The organism is Vibrio sp. CCB-PB317 (assembly GCF_022808245.1).
GTDB classification, from domain to species: Bacteria; Pseudomonadota; Gammaproteobacteria; order Enterobacterales; family Vibrionaceae; genus Vibrio; species Vibrio diabolicus.
Window position 1 is genome coordinate 1911559 of record NZ_JALGNU010000001.1, and the last position, 17944, is coordinate 1929502.

Sequence of the window (17944 nt, forward strand, 5' to 3'; positions counted from 1 at the left end):
CAACCTTGGAGAAATACGATGACAAAACGCAATGCTTTAATTACAGGTGGCGCTCGCGGAATTGGTGCAGCAACAGCAAAAGCACTCGCTGCAGATGGTTACCGAGTTTTTATCAACTACGTAAATAGTGCTGCGGTCGCGGAAGCGTTAGCTCAGGAAATTCAAAACGCCGGTGGTGAGGCGTACACTTTAAAAGCTGACGTTCGTGATGACGCACAAATACAAGGGATGTTCGACAGCATAGCAAATGAACATGGTGGCGTTGATGTTCTTGTCTCAAACGCAAACATGAGCTTTACCGCTAAACCTTTCACTGAGCAGTCGTGGGAAGAGTTTTCACAAAAGCTAAATGACGAAATGCACGCTGCATATCAAACGGCAAAATTGGCGGTAGAAAACATGAAAGCCAGCCAGTTTGGTCGCTTAATTTTTATCTCTAGCACCTTATCAGAAGCTCCTGCACCAAGCTTTATTGCTCATGGTAGTGCAAAAGGTGCACTTGATAGCTTTAGTAAATACCTCGCTCAAGAACTTGGTCCTTTCGGGATTACGTCTAATGTCGTTGCTCCGGGCCTTGTAGAAACAGACGCAACAAAAGGTGCTCCTGAAGAGTTTAAAGAAACCATTCGAATGTTCACACCAACGCAGAAAATTGCCACACCTGAAGACGTAGCAAACACCGTGAGCTACTTGGCAAGTGAAAAAAGCGGACATATCACGGGCACATACAATCCAGTATGTGGCGGCGCCTACCTACCATAGCGCCAAGTGTGCTAGGCACAAATACAAAGGCATGTACGCATGCCTTTGTATCTTTAGGTATTGCTTTGCAACGCGCAAGCTTCCTTCATGGGCAGTTTTGTCTGAAGAAAAATAGAAAGTCCTATCTATTTCTTATAATCGGTGTATAGTGAGCTCAGCTCCTAACCGTGAGCTATTGATGAAATATTTAGTTCGAGTCTCTTCTTAGTTTTCTTTCGAGTCATTTCGTTACTCAACTCCTGTAGCAACTTATTCTTTATCTTCCATTAAATAGCCTCAGTTTTGATTTAAATACGAACGAGAGTTAGCTCTCTTAGCATGGTTATCACAACGCGCTGTCTTTACATCGATAGGTTTATAAGGAATTTAACCTTATAAAAACAATCAGTAAGCGTCAAAATAAGACATAACGCTGCATAGCCACTTCGTGTATATATCATCACTATTTAGGAATAGTCATTAGCGGTGAAATATATTAATCAGCGCGATGACAATGGAATATTTAGACTTAATTTAAACCATTTTGACTTCGTTATTCCTATAAAAGTAGAGGTTAATTAGATTGACCTTTAATAAACACGCTCTAGAGGAATAAAAATGAGAAAAAAACGAGATAGCTTTCAAAAAAAGAATAAAAAAAGCAATTATGAAGATAAATTTGAGTTGATGGTAAAAGAATACCACAGCGCAAAAGAAGTATTAGACGCAATGCCAGAAGGTTCGGCTGACTACGACAAGCAGAAAAAGCACTGTGAATCTCTATTTGCTAATGCCGAGCGCTTTTTTAAGCGAAATCAGTAGGCCAATTTAACGCCTAGATAAACATCCGGCAAAACACCATATACGGTAAGGGAGCATCTGCTCCCTTACTTTCAATTAAACCCAACCTTCCGCTAAGTACATCAGTCGCAATTGACTTGGTGAGCCCAGTTTATCTAATGCATCCAACTGAGCGTCACTCAGGTTTGGGCATTTATCAAGGTATACTCGTCCATTTTCTGCATCAAGTGGCAGTTTGTAAGTCAGCTTTTCATTGATTTGACTCGCCTCACCTTTATCGATCGCTCGAACTGCAGGCATGAGCCAATCCCAATCTTCGCCCAATAGCTTTTTAAACGCACTATGAGCAGTTGCCTCAGTTTCACTTGGCGCATCTTCTGGACTTAGCTTCAAGATAGAATCAACGTCAGGGACTAAGTGTTCACCTGGCTCTGATCCCAACATCTTTTTCAACGTTAAGCGAGCAGCTTCCATCTCTTGTGCTTCTTTAGGCGCTTGAGGTGATGTCATCGCCGTGTTCTCTTTAGGGCCAAGGTACGCCATCAATGCGCGTACAGAAGCTGGATCTTGCATGCTGAAGGTAAAGTCTCCTTTGGTATTAGAAACTTCAAGCCTTGGTAAAACACCAGACATCTCACCTTGCATGAGTTGTTCTTTGACTTCTGTATTTAGTCCGTATGCTCCAGCTTGGTTCGCAACAAAACCACCACCACTGATAATGCCAGTCGTGGCAGCCGAACCAATGGCTTCTTTTGCTATCGGCGTAACACCCGCTGTCGCTACGGAGCTCACACCAAAAGTACCCAAGCTCCCTGTCGCCATGCCCAATGTTGCCCCAACTGCACCTTCAGCTGATAACATTGCATGACCTTGAGCCAATGTTTGTTGCATCGGCATAGAGAGACGTTGGTCTCGCCCTGGAAGCTGCGAAATTTGCTCCAGCTGATGGTGGTAAGCTTCAGCATCGCCATTGACTGCCGCTTTGTGCAGCTCACGTCCTGTTGAAATTAATAGCCCTACGCCAGGCAAAGCTAGGTTGATGACAGCATTAACGCCAGAACCTTTCAGTTTTTCTTTGCCCATCTGTAACAGTTCGGCACCAAAACCATCCATTTTCCCCGGGTACTGAGCCTCTAAACTCACCTGCATACGCGGATCTTTGCTGATCGCGTCAAACGTATTTTTAAGCTGCTGGTACGTATCGCTGCTCACCTTGACTTCATCCAACAAGCTGACAACTTCTAAGATTTTGCGCTCAGTAAGCGGCTCACCGCGATAACCAGAAGGACTCACTAGGGAGTAAGCCAACAGCGCAACCTCAGGTTTTTCTTGCTTAAGTAGCGCCTGCTTTAAATCAAGGTGAGTTTTGATGTTTTCTTGGAAAAACTTAGTGTATTTGCTTCTCAACACGCCTTCGTGGATAGAAGCAAACTTGTGACCTTTGTGGAACGTTGAAGGTTCTTTTACCTCACCTCTTTTACTGATCACTCGGTCATCTTTTTGCGCAGCGACTGCACGAAACTGTTCTAGATCAGGTACTGGGCTTTGGCTGATTTTTTGCGTTGTATTGACCATTTTTCTCTCCTACACACGAAGTGATTGAACATGAGCTTGTTCATGATTAGGGGGGGTTGGAATCGCTTGATCCAACATTGCAAAACGCGCTTGCCACAATTCAGCCTGTTCAATAACCTCATGAAACCAAGCAGTAAGATTCGTCGTGTTTAGGTGCTCAACAGGTTTACGTCCCGCTAAGACAAGCTGTCGACCATTTGGGGCTAAAGCAAGTGCAAGGCTGCCACTACCGATACCCTGATAATTAGCATGAGCAAGAAGCTCTAAACCTTTTAGTCTTTGTTCGCCCGATTTTTCTAATCCTCCGAACGTCACGGACAACATTAAGTCATCCGTATCTGTCGCGATGAAATACAGCATGTAGCAGTCGTCGACCAGTAGCTGACAACGTTCATTGTCTTCAAAATTCAGTTCGGGTAACTCATTGAGTTGGCAAAACTCCAAGAGCAGTTGTTGAATCGTGTTCATAACTTTTTCCTTTTGTTTCAATAACTCTATTGAACAACGATTGCAGATTGAACGATGTCGGTAATGGCTTTATTTTTGTCACTTTTTCGCCTTCATTGTGAGGTTTTCCGCAGAAATCTCGCTCTAAAAACGAGTTGCCAGAGTAATCAAAAAGAGCAGCTCAGGGCTGCTCTTTCAATAAAGGTTAGAAGCTTAGCATTATGTATTTGCTCACTTCTTTTGCAGAGTGACTAACCCAGTTTATGGCTATCAAAAATGACTTCTGTTGGCGGGAACATATTCGAAACAGGTGGTCGTTGCGCATCTCCAAACATTGGTGCACCGAATGCGGATGTGGCCCAAGGGTCAACAATTTTCACATCCTTACTCCATGTTGATGGATCTTTGATATCACTCCCCTCTTGTCGACCAACCAGTACATAAAGGTGTGTACCTGAATGACCCTTTTTAAACGCAACCACTTCTACTTTAGGCTCACCTTCAGGTGTGCCTGACATGCCTTGAATCATCTCCGCAGCGGCAGCAAAGGCAAATGTAGTACAGCAGCCGGCTTTCGCGTTTTGTACTGCCTTAGCAATGTTCTGTAAAGTGCTTAATTGCGGTGCGGTTCCTCTTTGTGCTGCAGCTTGAACTCCGTTTGCGGACATAGTCGCTCGTTGATCTTGCATGATTCGCGCTTGATTCGCGTGAAGCGCTTCTAGTCTAGGCTTTCCTTTGGTTTCATAAAACTGCGAACCTTTTACACCAAATGTATTTAAGTCTGTACAGGCAAAATCACCAAGCTTTTGAAGGTTAGCTTTATGTTCGTTGATCAGCGCTACACTCGATGAGGTTTTATTCGCTTTAGAAGAAGAGGCCGCCGTTTGTGCGGCTGGCCAATGTGAACTAGGACCAGACGACAATCTCTCAAGATTTTTCAGACTACCAAGCGTTAACTTGTTTTCACCGTTCAACACATTTTGCAGCATCAGCTTCGCAACGTCTTTAGGAATGCCTTGCTTCGTGAGCAGATTCACCACAATGTCTTTCGCTTTATTCTGGTGGCTAATACGCGCGCTGACGCTTTTGTTTTTGGGCGCCCCTTCTTTAACAAAAATATCTTTGCCATTATGCGCTCGAACCTCTTTATCGTCAGCTTGATTTTGTGTCGCCAAATGGGACGTTAACTGACTCAACGAATGCATGTGTGATGTATTAATATTGACCATGTTTGATGCCTTAAACCTGAATAAATGCGTGTACGTCTGTTTGACTAAAATCTACAACCGTATTGTTCTGAAATAGCTGAGCCCAAGTATCCACTAGCTCATTCAGTTGAATCATCAAGTTAGCAATATTGGTGAGTTCACTCTCGGCCGCGATGGCAACCTGAAGAACCACATCTTCGGTGGTTGGATTAACGCAAAACTGCACACCGCCGGTTTCTCGATATAAGAAGTTGTATTCAAGTAAAACTTGAAGTTTGTCTAACGTAATATCCTCTTGTTCTATGTGCAGGTTTTTAGAAATCAACAACTCGCCTTTTTCCTCCACGAGCAGAACATCGACACTGTTATTTTCAGCAAAATGCAGTGACCACATTTGATCGTCATACGCTGTCACGCGTTCAAGTTTCAGCACTTCTCCCAGTTCAGAGAGAAGCATATTAATCTTTCCTGTATCCATGTTGTGTCCAGCCTAATTTAATATACCTAAGTAGCCTCGAAATATTTGATGCAGCGAGACGACTTGGGTATAACGGCTTATTTAAATAAGCTCATAAGGATAAGAGCGATTTTATGGCGTGATAGACACAAGAGCTTTATTTAAACGTCTCAATTTTATTGCTATTAGCCGTTTTAGCGAGGTAGAAAAATGAAGAATAAGTTGGATAAAGAAATAAGAAAAGAGCGGCAATCGCCGCTCTAAAATTGGAATAGAAGAGAAAAATTACTTGATGCCGTGAAGGCTGTTCTCTGCGTTCATAGCCAAAGGATTGAATGAGTCGTTACGAAGTTCTGCGATCGCGTATAGCATGCGTCCCATGCGACCGTTTCCATCAGTAAACCCGTGATACCCAATGACTCCTGCAAACAAGTGTTTACCCAGATCTTTATCCGCCACTGGGTTTTCTTTCAAAAATCCTTCAATGTGCTGCTTTAGCATCCCCTCACCGCCAATACTTGAAGGCAGAGTACCACCCGAAATATTTGGCCCTCTGTAGTCACGTTCAACATCAGGTACCAAGCGAGCGTGTAGCTCTTTTAAGTTGTCCATATTCAATAAGTCTTTACCATTAGACGCGTATTCTTTAAGTAAAGACGTAATGTTTTCGGCATCGTTTCCTTTAGAGTTAGAAGCATTAATGATCCACGCCGCAGCTCGTTCGACATTATCGGTGACGCCACTTTTGTTAAACGTGTCCTCTGCCAGTCCTTCAGCGTATACACCTTGGCTTAGATCGGTGCTTGCTAGACCTTCGATATGGCGTTGCGCCGATTTAAGATGCATCACCTCCATATCAAACACCGCTTGCATTTGATTGATGCTACCTGCTGGATTTTTTTGCGCTGCAGACACACCACCGCCATAGTCTTTTACTACACGTCCAGCAAGCGACTTCGCTGCACTTTCTCCAATCAGTGATGTGAGTTTTTTACCAGAGTCGGTTTCTAACATTGCCTCTGTCATTGCTCGCTCCGCTAACTGGTTTAGCTCAGCAGAGTGCGATTGGACCGTTTTGCTATCCAATTTCGCGAATGCATTTAATACATCTGATGCGGTTTTTATGTTTCCATCTTTGAAGAACATTTGTCCATGCTCAACAGAAGAAGCAGCTCGTAAACGCTGAGCTTGGCCTTGCTCACTATCAAATACGGCTTTTGTAAGGGCTTTCGCAACCGATTGTGAGCTGCCTTCGCGAAACAATTTTCCTGTCGCTTCAAAAAATCGCGCTACTGCACCATTCGTAGGATTGGTACGAGTAAATTCTTGGGTCGCTGCGTTGATTTGGTATTCTTTGCCACCAATACTCAGCTTGCCTTCGTTAAGTATCTCGTTGCGAGCTTGCGGCATGGCAGCCTGCAATGCGCTAACACTTCCAAAACTGATCATGTTTTAAACCCTTAATGTGGAAAAATGAGTAGTACTCGTTACCGGTACTTCGGTTGTTTTATTGGTTACTTTTTGCGTGTTCGCACTTTTTAGCCATTCGATGAAATTCGCTAATGATTCATCAAGAAAAGAAGCAGTTAACAGTTGCTGGTGCAGGTGTGTGAAACCGATGTATCCCGTTTCTGCCTCCCAGAATACCGCTGGAGAGCCTTGCGTTAAGGCATCTTTCATATGTTGACGCAAAACATCATCACTCGGCTTATCGCCTGAAATCAGCCCAATAAGTGTCAGGCGATCTTCTTGTGCGCGAATTGTGATTGCTGTGTTTTGGTCAATGAGTAGATGACAACAATCATCCTCATCAAAAACCAGCGACTCCAGTTGGCAGCGGCTGGCAAAATCTGTCAGTAAAGAAGTTATAAATCCATTAGCCATTCGACTAAATAATCCTATTTTTGTTGTTTTAGAGGCGCTGCTTGGTTGCAACACTTATCAACTAAGCAGCTTTCTTAGGTGTATTCTTAAGGATTTATGGCAGTGAATATTTTAGAAATGGTCGGATTTTTTTTGTTTAAAGGCATTAAAATGAAAAAACTCAGCAAGTGCTGAGTTTTTAAGATTTATTCATGAATCGTAATTTTACGCTCACTGAGCTGCTTCACCATCGCTTGCTTTAATGCATGCAACTGTCCATCAATACTGGCGTCGATGATCCCAACTTCAGTTTCCAGAATGCAGCCTCCATTTTTCAAGCGAGCGTCTGCTACCACGTCAACGTAACCGACTTCAGGGTAATCACTCAATACACCAGCCACCTTTTCCCTCACATCAACAACCTGCTCTGGATGGACATGTAAAATGACCTGCTTTTGGTTGCTCACCAATTGCAACGCTTCTCGCACGACGCTCACCGTGGTATCGACATCATCAAAGGTATCGATGATCTTACGTACCGCTTCTAACACCACGCCTGTCATTTTTTCTTCGACTTGCTGATAGTAATCATTACAACGCGCTAGGGTTTCAACCATCGTTTGCGCATTTTCAATCTTGGCTTGTGCGAGACCATCTTGATAACCACGTTGTTTTTCAGTTTCGTAGGCTTGTTGGGCATTAGCAATTATGCTTTCAGCTTTGGAGTTCGCGGCTTCAACTAAGTGTTGCGAATCAAGATAACTGGCATAATCTTTCGCTTTCAGCACCTTTAAGCCAGGTGCCAGCTGCAAGTTGTCTGTTTTTATTTCAACAAATGAAACCATTGGGGAATAACCTGTTTTGCGATTTTTTTTGTGAGTCGATACGCCAGATCTCGCTGATCTTTTGCCAACCAGCTAGCCATTTCCGTACTCTCGCTGAGCTGCTGTTCTAGTTTGAATTGCCAACGCAGGACAATGTCTTCTGGCGAGTTAACTAAAACAAACCTTATCCAGGAGTACCCAAGCGCTTGCATTTTTGCTTCAACAGACCGCTCATCCAATGATTCTGGCAACGGATGTTGCCAACCTTGCGGCCAACTGGATAACAACATCGGCCCGTTTTGAATCAAGAACCGAGCGCCTTCCAATCCAAAGACGTTGTTCAGAACCTGTTTCGGATGTTTTAAAACAACGCCTCGCATTGCCACACAATGTAAAGCTCCGCCCACCATCAATACGAGTTGATTCAACGCATCCGCTGGGAGCAACGCCAAGCTATGGCAAGGTTTGTTAAAAGCCGTCTCTGGAACTGGAGATAACGCCCACTCATTTATGCACCATTGGTTAAACATGGGGTTATCTCTCCAACCTTCAATATTTAATAACCAAGGCTGTTTCTGTTCTATCCAACTTTTATGGATGTATTGGCAAGGCGCGTAGTTAAATTGATGTTGTACCTGCGCGAGTGGTGTTTCTGGTTTAACCACGCTTTGTGTTCCTGCGGCACCAAGTAAAAGTAGCGATATTTGAACCGATAAGCGCAGCTACCAAGAACACCAGGATGGCGACAAAATTATTCGCCGTCTCTTTGGTGACCTGAACCGACAAAATGCTTTTAAATTGATTGTTTTGAGTAGCAACTCGTACCTCTGATGAGGGTACCATCACTACGCTGATTCGATCGTAATTCAACCCCTCAATACTGTTGTTCACCAATAATTTGATCTGCGGAACATACGAGTCAAGCGCAATATCCGCCGCATGTTTAATAAACACAGAGGCAGATGCAGGCGTTGGACGCTCTCCTGGACGTAGATCTTGATCTTCCAAAACAACATGAACACGTGCCACCAGCACGCCATCAATCTGAGATAAGGTTGAAGAAAGTTCTTGAGATTTCGCGTACACCAAACGTGCTCGTTCTGCTAATGGCGACGAGATCAAATCGTCTTTGGGAAACACCTCTTTCAATGTAGAAAACTGCTCTCTTGGATACCCTTTTCGCTTCAGCGCGTCTACAGCGAAGGCGATTTGAGAACTGTCTACCATTAACTTGACGGTGTTGTCTTTGTCAGGTTCTTTTGTTGCAACGACACCTTCGGATAATAAGATCGACAACATCTCATTCCCCTCTTTCTGAGTTACGTTGGTGTACAGCTCGGTCTGACAACCTACCAGAAACAACGTGAGCATGATGAAAGCCGCTCTCATTTTATTCATCATCACTATTGTGCCTTCAATAAGGTTTCTACATTTTGTGTGGTTTTACCCACGGTTTTCGCGATCAGCTCTTCTTGAAAAGTAATGCGCGTCAGTGCCCACTGCATTTGCAGTAATTGCGCCGGATCATCACCCACCATCTTCATGTTGTCTTGCAGGTTACTTTTCGCGTTATCGATAGTATTTTTTAACTCGCTGATGTTTTCGAGCAAACCGCCCTCCAGGCCATTATTCGCCTCGGGAACCGACATAGCTTGTTCGAAACGTTCACTTAAACCGTCCTCGACTTGTGCATCCTGCAACTTATCAATGTTGGTTTGCATCACCTCGGTGTACTGCGTGTTTATCATATGTACTCCTAAGACAAATCTAACTTGTGACTATGAGTCACGATGTTTTTCACCATCGCATTTTTTTGAATCATGAAGCTAAGCTCATCACGAACCATGTCCAGTGTTGATGCCATACCAGGTAACGACTTCAACTCAGCCCAGCAGTGCCACAAGGCTTGTTCTTTCTGGGCACCAAGTGGAAAATGCTGCGCCAACATTTCTTTAAGTGCTGCTTTATCGACAGGTGGCTCGGCAATAAGCTGGCCCGAAAAATCCCCTAGCAACTCCTGCTTCAACACCTTTAATAAATCGGCTTGCGGGTGTTCGGTGCCCTTTGCACTCTTCGCCTCATAAAAGGCGTACCACATTGCCTCTCGTTTAACTTGAGGATCGGAGAACGCTTCATTCAACGATGATAAGACGCTTTGTTTACTGACAACATCTGCGTCTTTTAGTGATTCATACCACGCTTTGATGTCCGCCAGTTTCGCTTCTGTTTTCTCTAACGTCTCTTTTGGAGAGGCGTGTGAGGCTTCCGCTTGCTTGGCATTACGCTCCATGAGCACATTCATCTTATCTTCATCGCTCCGCTCATAATGGCGCGACTCCGATTGGCGCAGAGGTTGAGGCTGAAGAGTTAGATTACTTGAATCAACGATCATCCAAGGTTCCTAATGTCCTGAGAAAAGCTTGCAGCAAATGCTTGGCTTTCTTCGCTTCCCTGTGATGCGAGTTCTACCCAACTTTCCGCTTTGCTCAATAAACCAGCTTTGGCGGAAGCAAGGGCCGCTAAACTGATCAGATCTGGATAGGCGTTGCAAAGTGGTTCGAGCAATTGATGAGCCTCTTCGTACAAGCCTTTATTCATAAGGCTCATTGTACGAATCATCACCACGGTCTCTTCAGAACCAGAGCTTGCTTCAAGGCCGTCCGCAATCGTGTTAGCTTCTTGATGACGATGCATACCGGTTGCCATCAGCGCGATTTCAGCCAGCAATTGGCGCATTTCTCGTTCCATGCTTTATACCTTCTGGAGAATCGACTGCATCACATCTTTAATCGCACGAGTGGTGGTCGCATTGATGTTGTAAACAACAGACCATTTGTTGATCGCGTGCTGAAGTTCAGCCAGCTTAGATGGATCATCGGCGTTTGTTTCTAGGTTCTTGATGGCAGTCGTCACTTCTGTGTTGGCATCTTTCGCTTGTTTTTCCAACTTAGTTTTAACATCATCAAGGTTTACACTGTTACTAGCATCGTAAAATGACATAAGACTTCCTCGTATTTTTAGTTCGCTTCGTATGATTCAACGACCGCATGTGCGGCGGTGTAAGCTTCATACTGTTTGAGTAGCAATTGGTACTGCTGTGGTGAGCACCCTAAATCCAACTGACGTTTCACCACCGCTTGTGCTTCTAAGAGCTTGCTCTTAATCTTGTGCACTTCCGCACCGTTTTTGTCGTTATTTAAAATTTGTTCAAGATTTGTCATTGTTCGTCTCGCCCTCGTATCCGAGTTCTATTGTTATCACCCGCCCGCCTTTGACCAACTCAATGCCAGCTGGCGTAACACTGGATATGCGGTAGCCTTGAGGCGTTCTTGCACCAACCATGTAACGAACGTTATCAGTCAGAATCACATATGGAACCTGACCAAAGTTAACGCTACGAAACGGGAAATCGATGTTAGTGCCTTTACTCACCTTAGGTATGGATTTCAAAACTAAATATGGTTTTTCACCATATTGTTCTCGGAAGTCTCGAGTCACACCGTAAAATCGAGTCGTTTCGATATCATCAAGTTCCCCGCGTACTTCGATGCGATCACCGCTGGTAACCAACTGGACTTTTTTGAGTAGCTCCGCATCCGTCAATAAGGCTTTTAGCGTATCCATGTAGGCACCCGCTCTTTGCAGTTCGACCTTCCACGCTACGAGGCCCGGTACGTCTCGCTCTAAAATTTGCTCAACTTGGTTCCAGCGGCTTGCATCATCGATATAACCCGTCAGTAACAGTGTGCCCGTCTCATCCCCATTTTCGACTTTCACCTGGTGATAGCCGAGGTTTCGCAAAATAAATCGAACCCCGCGACGGATTTCTTCCATCGTTCTTAAGTCACTTTTGTAATTGATACCTAGTACATCAATTCGACCAAGCAGATCGAGTTTCTGAGTTCGATCTTCAACATAGCCTTCCAAAACCGCTTGGCGTGCGGCGGCATTCCATTCCACACGAACGTCGCTAAGTTTGAGCTCGCCTAAGATATTGCGCACCAAAACAATGGGTTCTGCTTCTGTGACAGTCTCGTTGTTGTTTCCGTTAGCTTGGCTGTACCACATACCAGCAAAAATGACACTCGGGACAAAGCTACAAAGCAAGGCGATGAGCGTTGTTTTTTTCCAGCTAGAGCGTTGTACAGCAACAACTGGTGTATCCTGTTCGCTAGATTCGTCGCTAACGTTACTCACGATTAACGCATCTTCTGCGTACCCCAGTGCGAACTTCACAACGCCTACAGAGACAACGGCATGGCGTGACAACTCGATCCCATCATCTTCAACAGAGATGTTTTCACCGTTAATATTTGCCTCTTTGCAGCCTCGTAAAATGACCGAGTCTTGCTGGCGAACCAACGTGAAATGGTTAGCTTCGACCCCAGCATCAGACAGCACGAGATCTGCGATAAAGTCGTCACTGCCAAGCACAAGAGCGCCCTCAGGTAAGGTGACTTCAACTCCGGAATGCACGCCTGATAAAATACGAATTTTCCATTGCTGCATCGCGGTTAAGGCTCCTCTGATGGACGCACACACTCACTTTGTGAGTCATCACATTCCAATACTTTTACACGCCAACCCTTTTGCCCTGTCGGCAATTGGCACTGCGTCAATTGAGACGACTGTTGCTGTGACAATAAGTCTTGCTGATAGCGCTCTGCTTGAGTCTTTGATGTGCAGCTATACACTTCGACGACCGATTTAAATTCAGCACTGTTGTTGGAAATGTTGTTGAGCTTGCCAATGCTTGGTCGCAGATCGTACTCATTACCAATCAACACACTATCGCCAATACCATCCACAACGATTCGCGGTTCTAGAATAAACATGCGCACCGTGCGGCGTTTAGTGTTGGTATTGCTTCTAAACAACGCACCTAAATATGGGATGTCTCCCAACAGTGGTACTTTACGTAACTGATGACTCACTTCATCTCGATAAACACCACCGATGAGCAAGCTCTGTCCTTGCTTCACCGTCGCCAAGGTACTGATTTCAGTTTTTCGAACGGAAGGAAGGTCGTCGACACCACCATCGGTAATCTTTGCCCCGTCTTCGAGATGAAGGCTCAGATTGATTTCTGGTCGGGCAGCAAACCTGTCACCAACGATACGCGGGACAATTTTCAGTAACGTGCCATACGTGACCTCTTCCAGTGCTGCGGTCTCTTTACCAACCAGCTTGACGTAAAACGTGCTGCTGTTGTTCAGTACCGCTTCGACATTTTCTTGGGTTAACAGTGTTGGTCTTGAAACCACTTGAGCACTGCCTTGAGATTCCAATAAACGGATTTGAGCCAACAGGTAATTCAGATTGGTTGAATCAAGCAAAGACTTAAAATTTTGTCCGCTGCCAAGAGTCACATCCCCCGAACTCACATCCCCTGTTGTTTTGATATCAACAATTCGATTATTTCCGACAGATACTCCCGCTCGCCAATCCACGCCTAACTGACTTAAATCGTTGGCACTGATGTCGACAATCGATAATGCAACTTCAATTCTTGATTGCGGTTGGTCCAATTGAGCGACCAGTTTGCGATAGAGCGGTAATCGCGCTTGAGTATCACGAACAATAATCGCATTAAGGCCCGGCTCTGCTTCAACCGTTGCTCCGCCATGAACTGAGGCGGTTTTATTGCTTTTTACAGGCTTATCTGAACTGGTAACTTCTTTACTCGACGCGCTCGTGACTTGAGTTTGAACACCAGACACGACTCGCTTTAAAACCGAGGCGATACCCGGAACCGTAATGGTCTGATCTCGATATGCAATTTCTCTATCCGTTGCAGAAGCGTACTTCAAAGGAATTATTTCAACGAATAACTCGTCGGTTGAATTCGATTTCTGCTGCAGGCGCGTTTCTAATGCTTCGGCCGTTTGTACAACTAAGTCGACATAACGTGGAGGACCTGCAAGATAAACCAACCCTTTACTTTCAGCGGCTCTCCACCCATAGCGCGAATCCCACACTCCAGTGGAAATTAACGTGCTTCGTAGCTCTCTGGCGGTCAATAATTCTAATTGGAGTAAACGTGAGCGCGTTTCTGTCGCCTTATAGACATGTAAGACGGCACCATCGAAATACCACATCAAGTTATAGACTTGCGATAAGTAGTCGAGGAACTCAGCCGGGTCATCAGGAGTAAAACGTCCACTCACTCGATCATTAACTTTGTCACTCACAGAAACCGAAACGCGATAGTTTGCGCCAAAGTTATTCAACAACTCTTTTAATGAGTCGTTATCTGCATAGTATCGGAATGGTTGTTCGGGCCAGTGTAAGTCTGTTGCTTGTGCGAACCCCAACGGAGCAAAGCTCACAGCACACAACAGTATCTTTGTGGCAGCACGTCTGATGTTCGGAAAGACTTTTCGCATCATGGCAACCACACATTATGATTAATCGTGTGGTTCACGCGCTCGTGCTCCAATAATGCCATATAACGCTCACATAGATTAACGTGCTTAGAAAGCAAAGAAGAGAACAGCTCAATCGAACAGTCCTCGATCCTCACTTTGCTTTGCAAAATCAGCTGCTGATCATCATTCGCTGTTAGTACGCAGCCATCTTCACGGATGGTTTTTAATGAGAGCTGCATGCAACGTTGTAACGCTTGTTCTTGTTGATAATCTAGATGCTCTTTAAACTGGAAGGGTAAAGCCGCTTCCCATAAAAACCATGATGCGTGTTGTTTGATGGTCAGTGACAACTGATCAACCTCGATGTTGTAAGAGCCATTTTCTGAGGCAATAAAATCCCCTACCTTTAGCGTTTCCGCTAAAGACTTCATCATCTTATCTAACATTTAACGCCCTATTTAAATCTGGCTGAGGTGATTGCAAGCCTGGCCGCACTGGCCGCTTTGAGTGTCAAAATAGTAGTGATCGATGTCGCCAACAATTTGCATGCTCTTGAACCACTGCCATACTTTCGCAACCGCATTTTGGTCGTTGTAAACCACATCGCATGCATCCCAGACTTCGTTCAGCTCAGGAGCCTCAAGTCGAACTTCCGAACACCACTTTTTCCACTCAGAGATAAACTGAGCAGTCGTAGAAGTGTACTCTGCGAACCCTTTAAGCTCGTCTAAGGACGGTTGCCACTTCTCAATTAACGAACGATGACATTCAATCACTTGCATCTGTTGTTCACTCAACGTCCCGAGTTGATCTTTCAACTGGTGTTGTTGGCGCTCAATTAAATCGAGTTGCTGTTGTACAAACACCGCACTGGTGTCCTCTCCCGATAGTTTCGACCAATATTCCTTTTGAATATCGAGCTGATTGATAAGCTGTTCCACTTTAATGGAGGCATGCAAAGCGCTTTGATCAACTTGACGGTTAATCCACTCGTTTAGCGATAAATGAAAACAAAGCATCAACGTTTTTGGCACCGCTAAATTGAAGCGAAAACCAAGACGCGCGTTGATGTATTCCAGTCTTTGTTCAAAGGTCACGAGTGTGCGGCTATCACTGAGCTGCGACCCAATTTCCAAAAATAAACGCATGGCGAATCGGTCAAGCGACGCACCGAGCTTTTGATACGTTTTCACCAACTGGCTTGCGCACAGGCTATCGACGACGCTTCTATCCAACAAGCGCTGAAGTAAAGATAACTGTTCATAATTAATGACGCCTTCACTCAACAATTGTCGGTGATTGACGTGCACAACATTGAAATCCTGCGTTGATCTAGAAGCACTTTCATATCGAGCTCCTCTCTGCAAAACAGTCACTTTCCTTTGTGTCACAATGCTGTCTGGAAAAAGCGAACGGCGTCGCCAATGCTGCTTTTTCATTTATGTTCGTCTCCGCACCCCTCTCGAACGATCCAGAAAGAAAGAGGTGTAATAATTTTTAATCGTTCGTTGTTACATGACGCATAATAGAATTTACGCTGATGAGTGACTTTCAAAATTAGTCAGAAAATTTTAGTCCCAAGTCATTTCATTTCGCGATAGCTACTTGATCGTCTCCCGAACGTACACGGCTTGGCGTCGTTCCAAAACGACGGCGGTAACTCTGCGTAAAGTAAGACTGACTAGAAAACCCAGCCTCCATCGCCACATCCACGATGCTCATCTTGCTCGTCAACAGGAGTTTATGAGCGTGCAACAATCGGCGCTCACTGATCCAAGCTCTTGGAGAAATGCCATAGTGCTCATTAAATAGCTCTTTAAAAGTCGTTAAGCTAGCACCAAACTCTTGCGCATAGTCAGTCAACTTCCACTCTTTGAGGTAGTGTTGTTCCATAAATCGACGTAACCGTTCCGATGTTCGGTTCGTTTGTTGTGACAGCAACGCATAGAGTGATTCTCCCCCTTTGCCGTGCAGCAAAAGAATGAGTAACTCTTCATATTTTAGGCACATGATCGCATCTGGATACGCCTGTTGCTCAAGCGTCTGCATGCTGGAAAGCACTTGCTCTACGAGTATGTTCAAACCAAAAGTAAACAAGCCAGAACAAACTTTATCTACCTTGGGCAGCATCATCAAAAGATCACTGTGCTTCTGTAATAGCTGGCTAACGAGTTCATTGTCGTAGGTTATAATCGACGCTTTGTATGCCCCGTCTAAGGGCGAATACTCGAATAAGTAATCCCCTTGGGATAGAAACACCCCGTTTTCTGCCGCGACATCGATTGTGCAATCACCTGTTTGAACTCGAAGCTGACCATTGTGAACGACAACAATGTGAGATTGGTCTGAGTGAAATACTTCGTCAGATTTTTCATAGCGGGAAAAACTACGAATTTTTCGCGAGCTCGAGCCGACCTTTTCTGTGTTTAGTTGGCCTGACACATCCATTTTCTACCCTTCATTATTTTGAGTTTCTCAGTACGAGTGTTGAGAAACTTTCAAAGCAATACTTTGATTGTTGTTATTTCTAAGTACTGCTATTCAATTAAAGAAGCAAAGAAAAGAGCATAGAAGTTCATATCACTTACCATACCCCCCGAATAATTAGCGAATATCCTAAGCATTACCCTTACCTAAAGGTAAAAGTTTATCTTAGTAAACTCTGCTGTCCGTCTTTATTATTTTTATCAGATAGCGTTTATTATTAGCCAAAACTTAAATATCCTTTCGTTATTAAAGTTTAGGATTTTTGTTATACATTAGAATAAAATTAAATAGATTATGGTATCGTTTATCGAACAAACTGAAATTTCCAAAATCTTAAAATTGTATGTTTTATAGCCTAAAACGCCAAGCCAACGTGTTCAAGGAGCGAGATATAATCATAAAGAATGCTATTTTTGCAACAAGTATAAGTCTAAAAAACAACTGACCCGATGACTTAAACCATGTGATTAATGTTTGTAAAAAACAACAAAACTTTCACAACAGGAAAGTGCAAATCTTTATTTTTAATAATTTAGTAAGGTCTAATTAAATGTAACCGATTACTTTTCATCTGGTTATTTTTTTGGCACGAGCATCAAATTTTCCTGCTTTCCCTCCACTGAAAATAAATAGTTCTTTTCTTTTTCCGCTACAAGTTCCCCATTCGAGTATAGCTTTCCAATTATCTTCATGTTTCCGTCACCAGCTTGAATCGGTGCAATTAAAAATGAATACTGTACGGGTAATTGAACGCCTTGGTAGTGCTGCGATGCAGACCTAAGACACTGATTTTCAATCATTTTGCATATCTCCACATCAAGAGACGTAATCGAAGGTGGAAAGTATCCATCGACAGAAACCCAACCATAGAGTGTCGCCTGACTCTTTGTGTCAAAGCTACCTTCCCTTACAATCGGCACAGATTGACTACACCCACTTAGTAGGAATAGTCCGACAAAACCAGCCCACATAGAATTGTTCATTATGACACCATAAACTTATTTTATAGACTTAGTTCATTTTAATTTCACACAATTCTTTATGTAAAAATATAAAAGATCAACTTATATTTATACTACAAGCGGACAATAAATCGCATTCTTCAACAACACATATTTAACATTAGATTTAATTTAACTCATCGTGACTGCACCTTAATACACTTTCAATTAG

22 protein-coding genes are annotated in these 17944 nt (G+C 43.9%); 2 read left to right on the plus strand and 20 right to left on the minus strand.

Annotated elements, in window-relative coordinates; all coding sequences use genetic code 11:
* The first annotated feature begins 18 nt into the window (after positions 1-18).
* Positions 19-762 carry an SDR family NAD(P)-dependent oxidoreductase gene (locus MTR11_RS08710; protein WP_048626454.1) on the plus strand — a complete coding sequence of 248 codons (744 nt, stop codon included), beginning with the start codon at positions 19-21 and terminating at the stop codon, positions 760-762.
* A 597-nt stretch (positions 763-1359) separates the two neighbouring features.
* The gene (locus MTR11_RS08715; RefSeq protein WP_005395134.1) at positions 1360-1563 is read left to right on the plus strand and encodes a hypothetical protein; all 204 of its coding nucleotides are present in this window, start codon (positions 1360-1362) and stop codon (positions 1561-1563) included.
* A 75-nt stretch (positions 1564-1638) separates the two neighbouring features.
* Here MTR11_RS08715 and MTR11_RS08720 read toward each other — a convergent pair whose 3' ends face one another.
* The 20 genes from MTR11_RS08720 to MTR11_RS08815 form a co-directional block, all read right to left on the minus strand.
* Positions 1639-3117: a CesT family type III secretion system chaperone gene (locus MTR11_RS08720; RefSeq protein WP_243327316.1), complete on the minus strand. Its 1479-nt coding sequence runs from the start codon at positions 3115-3117 to the stop codon at positions 1639-1641.
* A 9-nt stretch (positions 3118-3126) separates the two neighbouring features.
* A complete protein-coding gene (locus MTR11_RS08725; RefSeq protein ID WP_243327317.1) occupies positions 3127-3585 on the minus strand; it encodes a CesT family type III secretion system chaperone in 459 nt (152 codons plus the stop codon).
* A gap of 230 nt (positions 3586-3815) precedes the next feature.
* Positions 3816-4793 carry a type III secretion system effector VopR gene (gene vopR / locus MTR11_RS08730; RefSeq protein ID WP_243327318.1) on the minus strand — a complete coding sequence of 326 codons (978 nt, stop codon included), beginning with the start codon at positions 4791-4793 and terminating at the stop codon, positions 3816-3818.
* Positions 4794-4803: 10 nt separating this feature from the next.
* Positions 4804-5250, minus strand: a complete 447-nt coding sequence (locus MTR11_RS08735; protein ID WP_243327319.1) for a type III secretion system chaperone — start codon at positions 5248-5250, stop codon at positions 4804-4806.
* Between the two features lie 264 nt (positions 5251-5514).
* The gene (locus MTR11_RS08740) at positions 5515-6678 is read right to left on the minus strand and encodes a VopS family T3SS effector adenosine monophosphate-protein transferase (RefSeq protein ID WP_243327320.1); all 1164 of its coding nucleotides are present in this window, start codon (positions 6676-6678) and stop codon (positions 5515-5517) included.
* Between the two features lie 3 nt (positions 6679-6681).
* On the minus strand, positions 6682-7167 hold the full coding sequence (locus tag MTR11_RS08745; RefSeq protein ID WP_243327321.1) for a CesT family type III secretion system chaperone: 486 nt from the start codon (positions 7165-7167) through the stop codon (positions 6682-6684).
* A 131-nt stretch (positions 7168-7298) separates the two neighbouring features.
* A complete protein-coding gene (locus MTR11_RS08750; RefSeq protein ID WP_006741524.1) occupies positions 7299-7937 on the minus strand; it encodes an HrpE/YscL family type III secretion apparatus protein in 639 nt (212 codons plus the stop codon).
* A complete protein-coding gene (gene vscK, locus MTR11_RS08755) occupies positions 7916-8581 on the minus strand; it encodes a SctK family type III secretion system sorting platform protein VscK (RefSeq protein WP_114322286.1) in 666 nt (221 codons plus the stop codon). The genes MTR11_RS08750 and vscK overlap by 22 nt, the downstream gene beginning before the upstream one ends.
* Positions 8574-9320 (minus strand): type III secretion system inner membrane ring lipoprotein SctJ, encoded by a 747-nt coding sequence (gene sctJ / locus MTR11_RS08760; RefSeq protein ID WP_118781028.1) that lies wholly within the window; start codon positions 9318-9320, stop codon positions 8574-8576. Before sctJ ends, vscK begins: the two co-directional genes overlap by 8 nt.
* Positions 9320-9664 carry a SctI family type III secretion system inner rod subunit VscI gene (vscI, locus tag MTR11_RS08765; protein WP_005377202.1) on the minus strand — a complete coding sequence of 115 codons (345 nt, stop codon included), beginning with the start codon at positions 9662-9664 and terminating at the stop codon, positions 9320-9322. The genes sctJ and vscI overlap by 1 nt, the downstream gene beginning before the upstream one ends.
* An 8-nt stretch (positions 9665-9672) precedes the next feature.
* Positions 9673-10308: a YopR family T3SS polymerization control protein gene (locus MTR11_RS08770; protein WP_104971781.1), complete on the minus strand. Its 636-nt coding sequence runs from the start codon at positions 10306-10308 to the stop codon at positions 9673-9675.
* Positions 10305-10664: a YscG family type III secretion system chaperone gene (locus MTR11_RS08775; protein ID WP_005395153.1), complete on the minus strand. Its 360-nt coding sequence runs from the start codon at positions 10662-10664 to the stop codon at positions 10305-10307. The genes MTR11_RS08770 and MTR11_RS08775 overlap by 4 nt, the downstream gene beginning before the upstream one ends.
* Before the next feature lie 3 nt (positions 10665-10667).
* The gene (gene sctF / locus MTR11_RS08780) at positions 10668-10916 is read right to left on the minus strand and encodes a type III secretion system needle filament subunit SctF (protein ID WP_047009831.1); all 249 of its coding nucleotides are present in this window, start codon (positions 10914-10916) and stop codon (positions 10668-10670) included.
* A 17-nt stretch (positions 10917-10933) separates the two neighbouring features.
* Complete coding sequence (locus MTR11_RS08785) at positions 10934-11137, minus strand: EscE/YscE/SsaE family type III secretion system needle protein co-chaperone (RefSeq protein ID WP_012841766.1); 204 nt, start codon at positions 11135-11137, stop codon at positions 10934-10936.
* Positions 11124-12425, minus strand: coding sequence for a type III secretion system inner membrane ring subunit SctD (sctD, locus tag MTR11_RS08790; RefSeq protein ID WP_243327322.1), 1302 nt, complete (start codon positions 12423-12425; stop codon positions 11124-11126). Before sctD ends, MTR11_RS08785 begins: the two co-directional genes overlap by 14 nt.
* Before the next feature lie 5 nt (positions 12426-12430).
* On the minus strand, positions 12431-14305 hold the full coding sequence (gene sctC / locus MTR11_RS08795) for a type III secretion system outer membrane ring subunit SctC (protein WP_264762567.1): 1875 nt from the start codon (positions 14303-14305) through the stop codon (positions 12431-12433).
* On the minus strand, positions 14302-14730 hold the full coding sequence (locus tag MTR11_RS08800; protein ID WP_012841763.1) for a YscB family type III secretion system chaperone: 429 nt from the start codon (positions 14728-14730) through the stop codon (positions 14302-14304). The genes sctC and MTR11_RS08800 overlap by 4 nt, the downstream gene beginning before the upstream one ends.
* Before the next feature lie 12 nt (positions 14731-14742).
* A complete protein-coding gene (locus MTR11_RS08805) occupies positions 14743-15723 on the minus strand; it encodes a T3SS regulon anti-activator ExsD domain-containing protein (RefSeq protein ID WP_006741518.1) in 981 nt (326 codons plus the stop codon).
* Positions 15724-15871: 148 nt separating this feature from the next.
* A complete protein-coding gene (locus tag MTR11_RS08810) occupies positions 15872-16732 on the minus strand; it encodes a helix-turn-helix transcriptional regulator (RefSeq protein ID WP_006741517.1) in 861 nt (286 codons plus the stop codon).
* Positions 16733-17346: 614 nt separating this feature from the next.
* Positions 17347-17754 (minus strand): YscW family type III secretion system pilotin, encoded by a 408-nt coding sequence (locus tag MTR11_RS08815; RefSeq protein ID WP_243327324.1) that lies wholly within the window; start codon positions 17752-17754, stop codon positions 17347-17349.
* Positions 17755-17944 lie beyond the last annotated feature (190 nt).

Excerpts from the sequence above, each read along its gene's own strand:
- MTR11_RS08800 (WP_012841763.1), bottom strand. The coding sequence starts at position 14,730 with ATGTTAGATAAGATGATGAAGTCTTTAGCGGAAACGCTAAAGGTAGGG.
- MTR11_RS08775 (WP_005395153.1), bottom strand. The coding sequence starts at position 10,664 with ATGGAACGAGAAATGCGCCAATTGCTGGCTGAAATCGCGCTGATGGCA.
- MTR11_RS08785 (WP_012841766.1), bottom strand. The coding sequence starts at position 11,137 with ATGACAAATCTTGAACAAATTTTAAATAACGACAAAAACGGTGCGGAA.
- MTR11_RS08720 (WP_243327316.1), bottom strand. The coding sequence starts at position 3,117 with ATGGTCAATACAACGCAAAAAATCAGCCAAAGCCCAGTACCTGATCTA.
- MTR11_RS08815 (WP_243327324.1), bottom strand. The coding sequence starts at position 17,754 with ATGAACAATTCTATGTGGGCTGGTTTTGTCGGACTATTCCTACTAAGT.
- sctD (WP_243327322.1), bottom strand. The coding sequence starts at position 12,425 with ATGCAGCAATGGAAAATTCGTATTTTATCAGGCGTGCATTCCGGAGTT.
- MTR11_RS08710 (WP_048626454.1), top strand. The coding sequence starts at position 19 with ATGACAAAACGCAATGCTTTAATTACAGGTGGCGCTCGCGGAATTGGT.
- MTR11_RS08770 (WP_104971781.1), bottom strand. The coding sequence starts at position 10,308 with ATGATCGTTGATTCAAGTAATCTAACTCTTCAGCCTCAACCTCTGCGC.
- MTR11_RS08750 (WP_006741524.1), bottom strand. The coding sequence starts at position 7,937 with ATGGTTTCATTTGTTGAAATAAAAACAGACAACTTGCAGCTGGCACCT.
- MTR11_RS08810 (WP_006741517.1), bottom strand. The coding sequence starts at position 16,732 with ATGGATGTGTCAGGCCAACTAAACACAGAAAAGGTCGGCTCGAGCTCG.
- vopR (WP_243327318.1), bottom strand. The coding sequence starts at position 4,793 with ATGGTCAATATTAATACATCACACATGCATTCGTTGAGTCAGTTAACG.
- MTR11_RS08715 (WP_005395134.1), top strand. The coding sequence starts at position 1,360 with ATGAGAAAAAAACGAGATAGCTTTCAAAAAAAGAATAAAAAAAGCAAT.
- MTR11_RS08740 (WP_243327320.1), bottom strand. The coding sequence starts at position 6,678 with ATGATCAGTTTTGGAAGTGTTAGCGCATTGCAGGCTGCCATGCCGCAA.
- MTR11_RS08725 (WP_243327317.1), bottom strand. The coding sequence starts at position 3,585 with ATGAACACGATTCAACAACTGCTCTTGGAGTTTTGCCAACTCAATGAG.
- sctC (WP_264762567.1), bottom strand. The coding sequence starts at position 14,305 with ATGATGCGAAAAGTCTTTCCGAACATCAGACGTGCTGCCACAAAGATA.
- sctF (WP_047009831.1), bottom strand. The coding sequence starts at position 10,916 with ATGTCATTTTACGATGCTAGTAACAGTGTAAACCTTGATGATGTTAAA.
- MTR11_RS08805 (WP_006741518.1), bottom strand. The coding sequence starts at position 15,723 with ATGAAAAAGCAGCATTGGCGACGCCGTTCGCTTTTTCCAGACAGCATT.
- vscI (WP_005377202.1), bottom strand. The coding sequence starts at position 9,664 with ATGATAAACACGCAGTACACCGAGGTGATGCAAACCAACATTGATAAG.
- MTR11_RS08735 (WP_243327319.1), bottom strand. The coding sequence starts at position 5,250 with ATGGATACAGGAAAGATTAATATGCTTCTCTCTGAACTGGGAGAAGTG.